At 74.1% G+C, this 12,985-nt stretch carries 14 protein-coding genes; 7 read left to right on the forward strand and 7 right to left on the reverse strand.

The genetic code is table 11. The annotated features are described in order from the left end of the window. The first annotated feature begins 79 nt into the window (after positions 1-79). Complete coding sequence (locus FYW99_RS25020) at positions 80-580, forward strand: TetR/AcrR family transcriptional regulator (protein WP_150254528.1); 501 nt, start codon at positions 80-82, stop codon at positions 578-580. A 226-nt stretch (positions 581-806) separates the two neighbouring features. On the opposite strand, the gene FYW99_RS25025 is transcribed toward FYW99_RS25020, so the two are convergent. After that, positions 807-1,928, reverse strand: coding sequence for an MFS transporter (locus tag FYW99_RS25025; RefSeq protein ID WP_150254483.1), 1,122 nt, complete (start codon positions 1,926-1,928; stop codon positions 807-809). Positions 1,929-2,180: 252 nt separating this feature from the next. Between FYW99_RS25025 and FYW99_RS25030 the strand changes: the two genes are divergently transcribed. The 3 genes from FYW99_RS25030 to FYW99_RS25040 all read left to right on the forward strand — a co-directional run bounded on the left by FYW99_RS25030 (position 2,181) and on the right by FYW99_RS25040 (position 4,201). Next, on the forward strand, positions 2,181-3,074 hold the full coding sequence (locus FYW99_RS25030) for a LysR family transcriptional regulator (RefSeq protein ID WP_150254484.1): 894 nt from the start codon (positions 2,181-2,183) through the stop codon (positions 3,072-3,074). A 136-nt stretch (positions 3,075-3,210) separates the two neighbouring features. Then, a complete protein-coding gene (locus tag FYW99_RS25035; RefSeq protein ID WP_150254485.1) occupies positions 3,211-3,585 on the forward strand; it encodes a DUF427 domain-containing protein in 375 nt (124 codons plus the stop codon). A 145-nt stretch (positions 3,586-3,730) separates the two neighbouring features. Continuing rightward, on the forward strand, positions 3,731-4,201 hold the full coding sequence (locus FYW99_RS25040) for an NUDIX domain-containing protein (RefSeq protein WP_150254486.1): 471 nt from the start codon (positions 3,731-3,733) through the stop codon (positions 4,199-4,201). Positions 4,202-4,258: 57 nt separating this feature from the next. Here the strand turns inward: FYW99_RS25040 and FYW99_RS31935 are convergent, their stop codons facing one another. The 3 genes from FYW99_RS31935 to FYW99_RS25055 form a co-directional block, all read right to left on the reverse strand. Next, positions 4,259-4,624 (reverse strand): hypothetical protein, encoded by a 366-nt coding sequence (locus tag FYW99_RS31935; protein WP_190394801.1) that lies wholly within the window; start codon positions 4,622-4,624, stop codon positions 4,259-4,261. An 80-nt stretch (positions 4,625-4,704) separates the two neighbouring features. Continuing rightward, positions 4,705-5,598 (reverse strand): DUF1963 domain-containing protein, encoded by an 894-nt coding sequence (locus tag FYW99_RS25050; RefSeq protein WP_150254487.1) that lies wholly within the window; start codon positions 5,596-5,598, stop codon positions 4,705-4,707. 150 nt (positions 5,599-5,748) lie between these two features. Then, positions 5,749-6,024: a hypothetical protein gene (locus FYW99_RS25055; protein ID WP_150254488.1), complete on the reverse strand. Its 276-nt coding sequence runs from the start codon at positions 6,022-6,024 to the stop codon at positions 5,749-5,751. Between the two features lie 148 nt (positions 6,025-6,172). Here FYW99_RS25055 and FYW99_RS25060 point away from each other — a divergent pair, with 148 nt between their 5' ends. The 3 genes from FYW99_RS25060 to FYW99_RS25070 are packed head-to-tail and all read left to right on the forward strand — an operon-like array spanning position 6,173 to position 9,293. Then, positions 6,173-6,850: a TetR/AcrR family transcriptional regulator gene (locus FYW99_RS25060; protein ID WP_150254489.1), complete on the forward strand. Its 678-nt coding sequence runs from the start codon at positions 6,173-6,175 to the stop codon at positions 6,848-6,850. Between the two features lie 8 nt (positions 6,851-6,858). Continuing rightward, on the forward strand, positions 6,859-7,713 hold the full coding sequence (locus FYW99_RS25065) for an ABC transporter ATP-binding protein (RefSeq protein WP_150254490.1): 855 nt from the start codon (positions 6,859-6,861) through the stop codon (positions 7,711-7,713). A 23-nt stretch (positions 7,714-7,736) separates the two neighbouring features. Then, on the forward strand, positions 7,737-9,293 hold the full coding sequence (locus FYW99_RS25070; RefSeq protein WP_150254491.1) for a fluoroquinolone export ABC transporter permease subunit: 1,557 nt from the start codon (positions 7,737-7,739) through the stop codon (positions 9,291-9,293). Positions 9,294-9,428: 135 nt separating this feature from the next. Here the strand turns inward: FYW99_RS25070 and FYW99_RS25075 are convergent, their stop codons facing one another. Genes FYW99_RS25075 through FYW99_RS25085 form a run of 3 tightly spaced genes read right to left on the reverse strand, consistent with a single transcriptional unit; the run spans position 9,429 to position 12,648 of the window. After that, a complete protein-coding gene (locus FYW99_RS25075; protein ID WP_150254492.1) occupies positions 9,429-11,063 on the reverse strand; it encodes an antibiotic ABC transporter in 1,635 nt (544 codons plus the stop codon). Further along, complete coding sequence (locus FYW99_RS25080) at positions 11,060-11,977, reverse strand: ABC transporter ATP-binding protein (protein WP_150254493.1); 918 nt, start codon at positions 11,975-11,977, stop codon at positions 11,060-11,062. Before FYW99_RS25080 ends, FYW99_RS25075 begins: the two co-directional genes overlap by 4 nt. Beyond that, a complete protein-coding gene (locus tag FYW99_RS25085; RefSeq protein ID WP_150254494.1) occupies positions 11,974-12,648 on the reverse strand; it encodes a TetR/AcrR family transcriptional regulator in 675 nt (224 codons plus the stop codon). Before FYW99_RS25085 ends, FYW99_RS25080 begins: the two co-directional genes overlap by 4 nt. Positions 12,649-12,985: the final 337 nt, after the last annotated feature.

Consider the following 12,985-nt stretch of genomic DNA (forward strand, 5'->3'; position numbering starts at 1 on the left):
CCCATCCCGAACCGGAGGAGAAGCGTTGAAACACTCGGACGGACGCCGCCTGAAGGGCGAGCAGCGCCGCCAGGCCCTGATCGAGGCCACCCTGCGCGTCATCGAACGCGACGGGGTCGCCGGGGTCAGCCACCGCACGGTCTCCCAGGAGGCGGGGGTGCCCACCTCCGCCACCACCTACTACTTCACCGGTCTGGGAGACCTGCTGACCGAGGCCCTGACCAGTGTGATGGACGAGGACTCCGAGCGGATGCGCCGCATGTCCTCGGGCGGCGACCGTCGACGCGACCTGGCCGAGCTGTTGTCCAAGGTCGTCGCTGACCCGGGCCGCCTGCTGGCCGAGTACGAGCTGTTCCTGCTGGCCGCCCGCCAGCCCCACCTGCGCGAGGCCACGGACCGCTGGCTGGCCGCGGTCTCGGCCTTCGCACGGTGCTACACCGACGATCCCGTGCGGGTCCGGAACGTGGCGGCGGTCATCGACGGCATCCTCCTGCACACCCTGCTCAGCGACACCAAACCCGACGCCGACGAGTTCGCGGCCCTGCTGGAGGACGTCCTTCCGCACCCGCCCCGGGCCTGAGGCGTTCCGTCCGCCGAGGCCCTCCCCTCCGTGGGGCCGCCTCCGCCACGACGACCCGGGCCCTGGGCAGGCTTGAACCCGGAGCCGGGCCAGGCCCCCGGCCCGGGGCCTGGCCCGGGCCGGGGCGGAGACTCCGCCTTCGCCGGGGCGACCGTGTGCCGAAGGGCGGGGCGGGCCCCGGACGCAGGCGCGGGTGCCGGGCGCACCCGCCCGGGAAGGGGGGAGCTCAGGACGTCCGCGCGGGCGCCCGGCCCAGGAGGGCCGCGGCGAGCGCGCCCAGGGCCAGGGCGGCGGCCAACCACAGGACCGCGGTGCCGCCCGCGCCGTCCAGGACCAGGCCGCCCACCAGCGCGCCGAGCGCGATGCTGCCGTTGAACACGCCGACGAACAGCGACGAGACGGCTTCGCGTTCCTCGGGGGCCGCGCGCATCATCCAGGTCTGGGAGCTGACGGACACCCCGCCGTAGGCCAGGCCCCACACGGTCATGAGCACCCCGGCGCCCAGGACCGTGACGCCGATCCAGGGAAGGAGGAACACCGATCCGCCCAGGGCCGCGCTGAGCACCACGAGGGTGGCGCGCGGGGCGCGGACGGCGCGCGGGCCCGAGGCGAAGTTGCCGACGACACCGGCCAGGCCGTAGACCAGCAGCATCGTGCCGACGAGCCCCGCGCCGACGCCCGCCGTCGTCTCCAGGACGGGGCGGAGGTAGGTGTAGGCGGCGAAGTGGCCGGTCACCAGCAGCACCGCCAGGAGCAGACCGGTGGCCACCCGGGGGTTGCGCAGCAGGCCGGTCACACCGCTCAGGCGGGCCACCCGCTCGGAGGGCAGGCGCGGCAGCAGCACGCTCATGGCGATCGCGACGACCAGGGCCAGGACGGCGAAAGAGGTGAAGGCGCTACGCCAGTCGGCCAGGGCGCCGATGAAGGCGCCCACCGGGACGCCGAACACCGAGGCGATGGCGATCCCGCTGAAGATGGTGGAGGTCGCCGACCCCACCGACCGCTCGGGCACCAGCCGGGGCGCGAGCCCCGCCGCCAGCGCCCAGACGCCGCCCATGCCCAGGCCGACGAGCACGCGGGCCGTGACCATGACAGCGAAGTTCGGTGCCCAGGCCGACAGCAGGTTGGCGGCGGCGAGCAGGAGCATGAGCGCCACGAGGACGACCTTGCGGTCGGCGCGGCCGATGAGGGTCGGGACGAAGGGCGCGGTGGCCGCCGCCACCAGGCCGGTGACGGTCAGGGTCAGACCGGCGGTGCCCTCCGTGACCTCCAGGGAGGCGCCCATGGGGGTCAGCAGCCCGACGGGCAGCATCTCGGTGGTGACGACGGTGAAGGTGCCGAGGGCCACCGCGACGACGGTGGACCATCCCCGGACGGGGGAGGGCAGGGGCGGCGAGGTCTGCGGTGGCGGGACCTGCGGCGATGAGGCCTGTGGCGAAGAGGGCTGTGGTGACGGGGTCGTGGGCATGCTCCGAGTCAAGTGCCCTCCCGGTCGCCGAACAACGGGCGATCCCTCATACTTCGATCAGCTGGGCTCATCGATCCAGCTCCGAACTCCGGGGCCGGACCACCCGGGCAGCGACGCCGGAAGGGTACGGCCGTGGCACGTGAGATCGACTTCCACGAGATCGAGTGCTTCCTGGTGTTGGCCGAGGAACTCCACTTCGGCCGTACCGGCGAACGCCTCCGCGTCTCCCAGAGCCGGGTCAGCCAGCTGATCCGCTCGCTGGAGGGCCGGATCGGCGCACGCCTGGTGGAGCGCACCAGCCGCCGCGTCCGGCTGAGCGAGTTCGGCGCCGACTTCCTGGAGTCCCTGCGCCCGTCCTACGGCGCGCTGGCCAGCGTGTTCGAGGACGCCCGCTCCCGGGCGCGCTCCACGGTCGAACGGGTGCGGATCGGGTTCCAGGGGGCCGTCTACGAGCCGCTGGCACAGGCGCTCACCGTGTTCGAGCGGCGCAACCCGCTGGTCGCGGTCGACCTGGTGGAGATCCCGCTGGCCGACCCCTTCGGCGCGGTGCGGGAGGGCGGGGTGGACGCGGCCGTGGTCCTGACGCCCGTACGGGAACCGGACCTGACCCTGGGCCTGGCCTTCTCCCGGCAGCCGCAGACCCTGGCCCTGTCCAGCTCCCACCCGTTCGCCGGGCGGGAGGAGATCGGCGCGGAGGAGTTGGCCCGTGTGCGGCTGGTTCCGCTGGCCGGGAAGGCGCCCGCGTACTGGCGGCACGTCAACTCGCCCCGGGTGACCCCGGGCGGCGCGCCCATCCCCCAGGAGGGAGGGGCGGCCACGCTCCAGGAGGGGTTGTCGCTGGTCGCGGCGGGCAGGGGCGCCCTGCTGGTGTGCGGAGCCGCCGCCGAGTACAACCGGCGGCCGGACGTGGCCTACGTGCCGGTCACCGGGCTGGCCGCGTCGGAGCTGGGGCTGGTCTGGCGGACCGCGGCCCGGGGGTCGCGGCTGGCGGCCTTCGCCGCCGTGCTGGCCGAGACGGCCGCCTGACCCCGGGGACGGACGATCGCCTGGCCCGGGGACGACCGCCTTCGCGGTGTCCGGGTTCCGCGGGGGAGGGGCGTGTCGCCGATCCGCGGGCCCCCTTGGGTGCGGAGTAGCCTCGGCGGGGAGAGGGAGGAGCACCATGACAGGACAGGGCAGGACACCCGGACCCGACCATCCCATCACCGTCGAACCCGCTGGCGCGCGCGTCGTCGCACGGGTCGGGGACCGGGTCGTCGCCGACACCGAGGCCGCGCTGACCCTGCGGGAGTCCGTCTACCCGCCGGTCCAGTACGTTCCGCTCGCCGACGTGGACCCCGGCGTGCTGCGGCCGAGCCCGACCACGACCCACTGCCCCTACAAGGGGACCGCCACCTACCGCACCCTCGCGGTCGGGGAGGGGGAGGAGCTGGTCGACGCGGTGTGGGCGTACGAGGAGCCCTACCCGGCGGTCGCGGAGATCGCCGGGCACGTCGCTTTCAACCCTGGCAAGGTCCGGGTCACCGTCGAGTCCTGAGCGGACGGGAACCGCACGCTGGCAACGGCATGCGGCCGCTGACCGGCGCCGGGCCATCCGCCCGGCGGTACGGGTGCGCTCGACCCGCCCCGAAAGGTCTGGAGCAGCGGGGGTGCGGTCGCCCCGGAGCCGTTAGTGTCGGGGCATGGCCTCTGATCCCACGGCGTCCTTCGCCCGTCCCCGGGTCGCTGCCGGCGCCCTGTTCTTCGACCACCTCGGCCGGGTGATGCTGGTGGTTCCCTCCTACAAGGACCACATGGAGATCCCCGGCGGCTACATGGAGCGCGGGGAGACGCCGAGCCAGGCCGCGGCGCGCGAGGTGAAGGAGGAGCTGGGGATCGTTCCGTCGATCGGACGCCTCCTGGTGGTGGACTGGGCGCCCACGCAGGCCGAGGGCGACAAGCAGCTGTTCGTCTTCGACGGGGGAGTGCTGGACCAGCAGTGGCTGGACCAGATCGTCCTCGACCCGAGCGAACTCACCGGATACGGGTTCCACGACGTGGGAGGGATCGCAGAGGTCACGATCCCTCCGCTGGTGCGCAGGGTCACCCAGGCCGTACGCGCCCGCCAGGAGGGCACGACGCTCTACCTGGAGAACGGCGAGCCCGCCCCGTAGGCCTACCCGGCGGTCGCGGAGATCGCCGGGCACGTCGCCTTCCAACCCGACCCGGTGTCACCGCGCCTTGTGTGACAGCCGTGGCGCCTGGTGCGATCCCGGTGCGGGACCCGTTGTGGTGGGCCCGGCCCGGCGTACTGGAGGACGACCGTGCCGGGAACTCGCCGCATCGGGAGCGCGCCCCGTGTCCGCAGGCGGCTTCGCGGCACGCTGAGCCGGGGCGCGGATTCGGGTCAGCCCCGCGTCCATGACGAGGCCGAGGTAGGCCTCGTGCACGCCGCCGTGGTTGTGGAGATGGGCGTGGTAGGTCGCGAACGCGCCGTGCTCGCTGTTGGGGAGGCCGCGGATCCGCAGGTGCTCGGAGTCGCAGTGGTCGCACGTGAAGGGGGTGGCCTGGAGGTCTGGGGCGATGCTCAGCCGCATTCCCGGATGGTCCTACTCCGTGCCGACTTTCGCTGCTCTCACGGCGGTTCGCCACCGGTGGTCCCGAGCGAGCCGTTCGCTCAGGAGCAGTCGAACCAGTGGCCGACGGGGCGTTCGGGGCATGACCAGCACTCGAAGACGTACACACCACCGGCGTCGCCCAGCATCAGACCGGCGGGATTCTGAGCCTCGCGTCCCCGCTCGGAACGCCACGTCTCCTCACCGTCGACGACCGCCCGGTCCTCGACCGGGAGCCACGTGCGCCAGGACTCCCCGTCGTACTCCCAGCTGGACACGGTGAGCAGGTGGTCCATGGGCTGCTCGCACCAGCCGCACTCCGGCCACACCGGTTCCTGGGTCCACCCCGGATACCCTCCCAGCTTGATCCCGGGGGCGTCGGAGAGGTGGTACTGGTAGCGCCAGCCCGTCTCCCGCTCGACCTGGTCGAAACGCTCTCCCAACGTGTCGAAGAGGTCCGCGGGGAGGTCCCAGCTGGGGTACTCCGTCACCTGTTCGGGATGGACCACGCAGGGGCTGGGAACGTACTCCTCCGACGCTTCGGCGTGCCGGGAAGGCGTCGCTCGCACCTCGCCCACGGCACGCGCACTGCGCCAGCGCACCCGCGGCAGGGGGTACCGGAACTCACCGTGGTCGTAGGGGCACCACAGCACCTGGAGAAGGTCGCACCCCTGCGGGAACGCAATGCCGGGAGCGTCCCTCCTGTAGACCTGTACGACGGGTACGAGGAGGACCTCCCCCTCGTAGGGTGTGTTGCTGTCCTTCTCATAGTGCTCCCCGTCGCACACGGGCCAGGATTCGTCGACCGGCCACAGGAGCGGCCCGCCCACCGAGCTTTCCTCGCACGAGGGCTGGCCCGTACGCGGATGGAGCCGTACCGCCTCCCGGCGCAGGGGCCGCAGTTCGGGAAAGAGCGTCTCCATGTCCACCGGGCGAGGCGGGGTGTGGCGGGTCATGTGAGTGGGCCTCTCCGTGCTTGCCTTGCAGGACGCGAGGACTCTACGGGCCCGGTCTGACAACCGGCCGCCCGGTCCGTGCCCGGGCGGTCTCCCAGCCAGAGCCAGCGGGGTCGGCCGAGCAGACCGAAGATTGCTGTGGCACGGGCGTCAGAGCCGCCGATCCCAGGTCCCCGCCTCGGTCAGGGCCGTCGTGACGACGGTGACGTCCATGGCGACCACGACCATCTCCCAGACCTGTGCGCCCGCGCGGAAGCTGATGACGCGTACGCAGCCGAACTGGGACTCCCTGAGGGAGGAGGGCTCCCGTACGGCGAGCAGTTCGGTGGGGCCCGGTACTGGAATCTCGCCTTCGTGCATCCCGGGGCGCCGCAGAGCAGAGTTCGACTGGCCGACGAGGTGGGAGTGCATGTCGTCGGATGCCACACGTGTCCTGGAAACGACCATGCGTGCGTTCTCTCCGCCGGACTGCCCCGGGGCTCCACGGAGTTCTGGGTGGTCGCGGAAGGGATTGACGAACTTGTGTTAGTGAGTAACACTTCTTGTGTCGGAGCCGGGTGGGGGAGGGGCGGACATGGACCAGCGCACGCGCCGCAGACAGCGCAACAGGGCCGCCATCCAGGAGGCCGCCCTGCGCCTGTTCGAGCGGCAGGGCTACGAGGCGACCACGGTCGCCCAGATCGCCCGTGAGGCGGGCGTCTCGCACATGACGTTCTTCCGCTGCTTCCCCTCCAAGGAGGACGTGGTCCTGCGGGACGAGTACGACCCGATGCTGGAGGAGCTGGTCCGCGAGCAGCCCGACACGCTCCCGGCCGTCGAGCGGATCCACCGGGCCACCCTGGTCGGACTCGGCCGCGTCTACGAGCACGGCCGGGAGGCGCTGCTGGCCCGGGCCAGCCTCCTGCTGTCCATCCCGGCCCTGCGCTCGCGTATCGGCGAGAACCTGGCCTCGTCGAGCACCGCCTTCGAACGCGGTCTGGCCCCGCGCCGGACTGGAGCCTCCGGTCCTGCCCCGCCCGGAACCGAGCCCGACCCGGTCCCGCCCGGCCCCGAGGCCCCTGCCCCCGATCTGCCTCCGCCCGGGACCAATCCCGATCTGGAGACCAGAGTCGTCGCCGCCGCCTGCTCGGCGGCGCTGTCCGAGGCCGTCATCGCCTGGGTCGACTCGGGCGGGCAGGACGAACTGCCCGCACTCGTCGACCGGGCCTTCCTGGCCCTGCGCGCCCCCTCACCCGCCCACCACCGAACCTGAGGACCCCCATGACCGACCAGGTCATCACCGTCGAGGACCTCCGGGTCCGCTACCCGAACGCCGACCGGCCCGCGGTCGCGGGGATGAGCTTCTCCGTGGCACGCGGCGAGGTCTTCGGGTTCCTCGGCCCCAGCGGCGCCGGGAAGTCCACAACCCAGAAGGTGCTCACCCGGCTGCTGCGCCGCTACGAGGGCGAGGTGCGCGTCCTCGGGCAGCCGCTGCGCGACCGGGGCGCGGACTACTTCGAGCGCGTGGGCGTGGGCTTCGAGCTCCCGGCCGGGTTCGGCAAACTCACCGCCCGCGAGAACCTCGCCGCCTTCGCCTCCCTCTACCGCGGACCCGTCGAGGACCCCGGCGAACTCCTGGCCAGGGTGGACCTGGCCGACGCGGCCGACCGCAGGGTCGACGACCTGTCCAAGGGCATGCGCATGCGGCTCAACCTGGCCCGGGCACTGGTCAACAGACCCGAACTCCTCTTCCTGGACGAGCCCACCTCGGGCCAGGACCCGGTGCGCTCCGCCCTGCTGCGGGAGGTCGTCCGGGAGGCGGCCGACCGGGGGTGCACGGTCTTCCTCACCACGCACGACATGGTCACCGCCGACCTGCTGTGCGACCGGGTCGCCTTCGTGGCCGGGGGGCGGATCGCCGCCGTGGACACACCGCGCGACTTCAAGCTCCGCTACGGACGCCCCGGACTCGTGGCCCGGGTGCGCGGACAGGCCACCCGGGAGATGCCGATGGAGGCCCTGGCCGAGGACGCCGAACTCCTGGCGCTGCTGAGGCGGGGCGAGGTGGAGACGCTGCACACCCGCGAGGCCTCGCTGGACGAGGTCTTCGCGACGGTCACCCGGGAGAGTCTGTGAACCGCGCTCACCCGGGAGCGGCTGTGAACCGCCTGCTCGCGGCCACCGCGCTGGAGTCGCGGGTCGGGCTGCGCTACGGCGTCGTGCCCGTGGCCGCCGCCCTCGGCGTCGTGTGGACCCTGGTCCTGCTCGCGGTCCCCGCCGAGGCGGCCGGGACGGTGGCGGCCTACCTGCTCTTCCTCGACACGGCGGGCTTCGGCGCGCTCTTCGCCGCGGCCCTGCTGCTCTTCGAACGCACCGAGGGAACGCGTTCGGCGCTGACGGTCACCCCGCTGCGCGCGGGGGAGGGGGTGGCGGCCCGGCTCTCGGTGCTCACCGCGCTGACGCTGCTCATCGCCGTGCCGATGCTCGCGGCGGCGCTGCGGAGCCGGTTCGCCGACCTCGCGCAGGCGCTGCCGCCGGTCCTGGGCGGGGTGGCGCTGACCTGCCTGCTGCTGCTCACCGTGTGCCTGGCGGTGGGCGCCCGCGCCCGGGACCTGTCGGGCTTCCTCCTGGCGGCCCCGCTCACCGTCGCGCCGCTGGTCCTGGTCCCCCTCGTGCACGTCAGCGGGATCCTGGAGCACCCGCTCCTGTACGCGGTCCCGACCACCGTCGGCGCCGACCTCATCCGCCTGGGAACCGCGCCCGGCTCCCTCGACGCGTCCCCCGCCGCTCTGGCCGTGGGCACCGTCTACGCGATGGCGTGGGCGGCGGCCGGGGTGGTCACCGCCTCCCGCGCGGTCGAGCGCGGAGCGGCCCCCGAACCCCGGCGGCGCACGAACGTCAGGGGTGCGAGCGACGGGGGTGCGAGCGGCCAGGGCGGGTCCGGGTCCGTCCGACCGGTCACCGGGCGCGGCGGCCTCCCGGCGATCGCGCGCTTCGCCCGCGTGGACCTCTTCGGCACGGGACGCGACCCCCTGCTGCTGCTCATGCTCGGCGCACCGGTGCTGCTGGCACTGCTCATCCGCCTGGTCTTCCCCCTGGCCTCGGAGTTCCTCCTCGGCTCCCACGGGTTCGACCTCGCACCGCACACCCCCGTGGTCCTGGCTGCGCTGGTCCTGCTGCACGTGCCCATGATGTTCGGGGTGGTCGGCGGCCTGCGCGCCGTCGAGGACTCCGACGAGAACGTCCTGCTCGTGCTGCGCGCCTCGCCCGTGTCCGTGCCCGCCTACCTCGGCTACCGGACGGCCCTGGTCGCCGCCCTGTCCCTGGCCGGGCTCGCCGCGGCACTCCCGCTGAGCGGGCTCATGACCTCCGGGTGGTCCGCGCCGGTCGTGGTCGCCCTCGTGCTCGCGGCCCTGCAGGCACCGCTGCTGACGGCGTCCATGACGGCGCTGGCGGCCAACAAGGTGGAGGCCCTGGTCGTGGTCAAGGGCCTCGGCGCGCTCCTGGTCCTGACCCCCGTGGCGGCCTGGGCCCTGCCCGCGCCCTGGAACCTCCTGCTGCTGCCGCTCCCGCCCGCCTGGCCCGCCCTGGCCCTGCCCGGCTACGACGCCGGACCGCTGGGACCGTGGCCGTGCCTGGCGGGCGGGCTCCTGGTCGCGGCCGCCGCGCTGGCGTTCCTGCTGCGGCGCACCGTGCGGCGGATCGAGGGCGCGTAGGCGGATCGAGGGCACGGAGGCGGGTCGCGCGGCCGGCGGCGTCCCCGACCCGCGGAGAGGCAGCGGGCAGGGGACACCGTCCGCTCCCCCACCCCGGCACGTCCCGGGCCGGGGGGAGCGGCCGCCCGGTTCCGTTCAGGAGGGCAGGTCGCGGCGGCGCAGCGCCCACAGCCCGACAGCCGTGAGCACCGCGGCCAGTGCCGTCAGCAGCGGGTAGGAGGCCCAGGTCTCCCGGTAGTACGGATTGACGTGGGCGAAGGGCGAGACCAGCACGAACACCACGTCCGGCACCAGGCTCACCTTCACCGCGATCTCGGTCAGGATCCCGACGGACAGGAACCCCCAGCCCACCGCCGCGCACGCGCGCGGAACCGTCCCGTAGGCCAGGAGGGTGACGGCCACGACCACCCACACGGCCGGGGCCAGGGACAGCGTCAGCGCGGTGAAGCGACCGACGTCGGTCCACATCCGCTCACTGCCCAGACCCGCGCCCAGGCCCACGGCCGCACCCAGGGCGGTCAGCAGGACCACGGGGGCGGCGAAGGCCGCCGCGGCGTGCGCCAGCGCCCAGGCCGTCCGGCCGGTCGGCCCCGCGAGCAGCAGCTCCCCCGTTCCGGCGTTCTCCTCGGCGCGCACGCGCAGGGCCGTGAGCACGGCGTGGGCCGCGACGGGGAACACGAAGGCGAAGACGACGTAGACGAAGAAGGTGTCGGCGGGCGCCACGCCCAGTTCGGCGGCCATCGCGCGCACCCACGGCATGTCGGCGTACTCGGCCATCGCCTCCGCGCCGGTGCGGCCCATCACCAGCCCCATGACCGCGAGGGCGGCCGTCCACACCAGCACGGAGCCGCGGTGCAGCCGCCACACCAGGGCGGGCACCGACCCCAGCCACCCGGCCGCCCGCACGGGGCCGCCCCGCCGGGAGAACAGGGCGGAGCCCAGGTCGCGCCGTTCGGCCAGGGCGAACGCGGCCGCGACGGTCAGCGTGATCCAGGCCAGGACCGGGAGCAGGGCCCACCACCGCTCGTCGGCGAAGGGGCGCACGTTCTCCAACCACCCGTTGGGCACCGCCCACGTCAGCCACAGGGCGTCCCCGCCCGCAGCGGCGCCCGTGCCGCGCACCATGTGCATGACGTAGAACGCGCCCAGGGCCAGCCCCGCCGCGGTGCCCGGGCGGGTGGTGCACTGCACCGCGACGGCGGCCAGGCCCGCGCCCACCCCCGCCGCCGCGGCGGTGACCAGGGCCAGCGCCACCGAGCCCGCCACGGGCAGCCCCAGGGCGAGCAGGCCCGCCGCGACGACGGCCGCCAGCACGGCCGCCGAGGTCAGCACCACGGTGAGCGCGGCCGCCAGGCCCGCGTGCCTGCCCAGCGGTGCTCCCCCGAGCAGTTCGCTCCGGCCCGAGGCCTCCTCCGTACGGGTGCCGCGCACCACCAGCAGCACCGCGCCCAGGGCGGCGCACATGGTGGCGGCGGCGAACGCCTGCTGGGCGACCAGGGCCTCGGTGCTCGCGGCGAAGGCCCGGCTCTGGAACAGGGCGAACATGGGCACGCTCTGGAGCTGCTCCCACCGCTCCTGGCGCGCCTCGGGGGTGGGGTAGGTGGCGTCGGCCGCCGCCGCGCCGCCCAGGGCGATACCGGCCGTGGCGGTCAGCCACACGGCGACCAGGATCCGGTCGCGGCGCAGGGACAGCCGCGCCAGGTGCCGCGTCCCGGCCGTCAGCGGGGGGAAGGCCGCCCGGGGAGGCCGTGCGGCGACGGACGCGCTCATCGGACCCGCTCCGGGTGTTCGCCGCCGTGGTCGGCCGCGGTGTAGTGGCGCAGGAACAGCTCCTCCAGCGTGGGCGGCCGCACGGTCAGGTCGCGCACCCCCAGTCCGGCCAGGCGCGCGCACAGGGGCTCCAGCCCCGAGGGTTCGGCGTGCAGGCGCACGCGTGAGCCCTCCACCGCCAGGTCGTGCACACCGGGCAGGGCGGCGAGTCCGTCGGGGGACCCGGTGAGTTCGGCGGTCACGGTCAGGCGGGACAGGTGGCGCAGCTCGGCCAGGGTCCCGCTCTCCACCGTGCGTCCGGCCCGGATGATGCTGACCCGGTCGCAGAGCGCCTCCACCTCGGACAGGATGTGGCTGGAGAGCAGGACGGTGCGGCCCCGGGCCCTCTCCTCGGCGACGGCGTGGCGGAAGACCTCCTCCATGAGCGGGTCCAGACCCGACGTGGGCTCGTCCAGGACCAGGAGTTCGGTGTCGGCGGCCAGCGCGGCCACCAGCGCGACCTTCTGCCGGTTGCCCTTGGAGTAGGCGCGGCCCCGGGTGCGCAGGTCCAGCTCGAAGCGGTCCACGAGTGCGGCGCGGCGCCGCTGGTCGGTTCCGCCGCGCACGCGGCCGAGCAGGTCGAGGATCTCCCCGCCGGAGAGCCCCGGCCACAGGGCGACGTCGCCCGGGACGTAGGCCAGTCGGCGGTGCAGGGCGGCGGCGTCCCGCCAGGGGTCGCCGCCGAGCAGGCGCGCGGTGCCGGAGTCGGCCCGGGCCAGTCCGAGCAGGACACGGACCGCCGTCGTCTTGCCCGCGCCGTTGGGCCCGAGGAAGCCGTGGACCTCCCCGGTTCGTACGCGCAGGTCCAAGCCGTCCAGGGCCCTGGTGGGCCCGAAGCGCTTGGTCAGGCCCGCGACGTGGATCGCGTCCGTCATGGTTCTTCTCCAGGGGGGTCGGAGTCGGGTTCGGGGTGGGGGAGGGCGTCGGCGATCCGCCGTCCCTGCTCGCCGGAGAAGAAGTCGGCCATGGCGGTGTAGACCCCGGCCATGGCCGCGCCCACGCGCGGAGCGTGCTCGGGGTCGAGCGAGTCGGCCGCCATGCGGCGGGACAGGTGGAGGTGCAGGACGAGCGTGCCCAGGTGCATGGCGCCCATGACCGCGGCGGTGTCCCGTGTGACCCGTGCTCCCGGCGGATAGCGGTCGGGCCAGTGCTCGCTGAGGAAGCGCTCGGCGAAGTCGGCGCCGGTGTCGAAGAACTCCGAGGCCGAGGCGGAGCCCTCCACCAGGGCTCGGGCGAGGTAGCGGGTGCTGGTGTGGCTGGCCTGGTACATCGCCGCCCCGAACCCGGGGGCGGCCGCGTCCTCGCCCAGACTGCTGCGGGCCTGTTCGAGCAGGGTGCCGATGGCGTAAGCGTCGCAGGCCGCGCGCAGGCCCTCCTTGGAGCCGAAGTGGTGGCGGATCAGGCCGGTGGACACGCCCGCCTCGGCGGCGATGGCCTGGACGGTCGCGCCCTTGACCCCGCGGTCGGCGAAGACCGCCAGGGCGGCGTCGCGGATGCGCGCCCGCCCGGTGAGGTCCTCGCTGGGGGGCGGTGGTGTGGAGCTCATACCGTCAGGCTACACGTTCATGTAGCGAACTACACGTTCGTGTAGCACTTTTTGCCCAGGGTCGACCGGTCGACGTGAAGGCGGGTGACTTCCGTGCTCCGTGGGGCGGCGGTGCCTCCTGGCCGGACTGGTCCCACGCGGGGCGACGGGACCGGACGCGGGCCGCGGGGCTTCCCGGCCGCACGACCGCACACGGGACGGCGAGAGCCGGGCTGGGAACAGCGAGGGGCGTGCACGGGATGGGGGATCGCGTAGGGGAGCGGCGGGAAGCGAGTGCGGGTCGGCGAGGGTCGGGCCTGGACCGGTGAGGGCCGCACGCGGGACGACGGTGACCGGG

The organism is Nocardiopsis deserti (assembly GCF_008638355.1).
In the GTDB taxonomy this organism is placed as follows: domain Bacteria; phylum Actinomycetota; class Actinomycetes; order Streptosporangiales; family Streptosporangiaceae; genus Nocardiopsis; species Nocardiopsis alborubida.

Bases quoted from the DNA above. Each gene is read 5' to 3' on its own strand.
- FYW99_RS25040 (WP_150254486.1), top strand. From the start codon at position 3,731: ATGGCCTCTGATCCCACGGCGTCCTTCGCCCGTCCCCGGGTCGCTGCC.
- FYW99_RS31935 (WP_190394801.1), bottom strand. From the start codon at position 4,624: ATGCGGCTGAGCATCGCCCCAGACCTCCAGGCCACCCCCTTCACGTGC.
- FYW99_RS25035 (WP_150254485.1), top strand. From the start codon at position 3,211: ATGACAGGACAGGGCAGGACACCCGGACCCGACCATCCCATCACCGTC.
- FYW99_RS25060 (WP_150254489.1), top strand. From the start codon at position 6,173: ATGGACCAGCGCACGCGCCGCAGACAGCGCAACAGGGCCGCCATCCAG.
- FYW99_RS25080 (WP_150254493.1), bottom strand. From the start codon at position 11,977: ATGACGGACGCGATCCACGTCGCGGGCCTGACCAAGCGCTTCGGGCCC.
- FYW99_RS25075 (WP_150254492.1), bottom strand. From the start codon at position 11,063: ATGAGCGCGTCCGTCGCCGCACGGCCTCCCCGGGCGGCCTTCCCCCCG.
- FYW99_RS25050 (WP_150254487.1), bottom strand. From the start codon at position 5,598: ATGACCCGCCACACCCCGCCTCGCCCGGTGGACATGGAGACGCTCTTT.
- FYW99_RS25065 (WP_150254490.1), top strand. From the start codon at position 6,859: ATGACCGACCAGGTCATCACCGTCGAGGACCTCCGGGTCCGCTACCCG.
- FYW99_RS25085 (WP_150254494.1), bottom strand. From the start codon at position 12,648: ATGAGCTCCACACCACCGCCCCCCAGCGAGGACCTCACCGGGCGGGCG.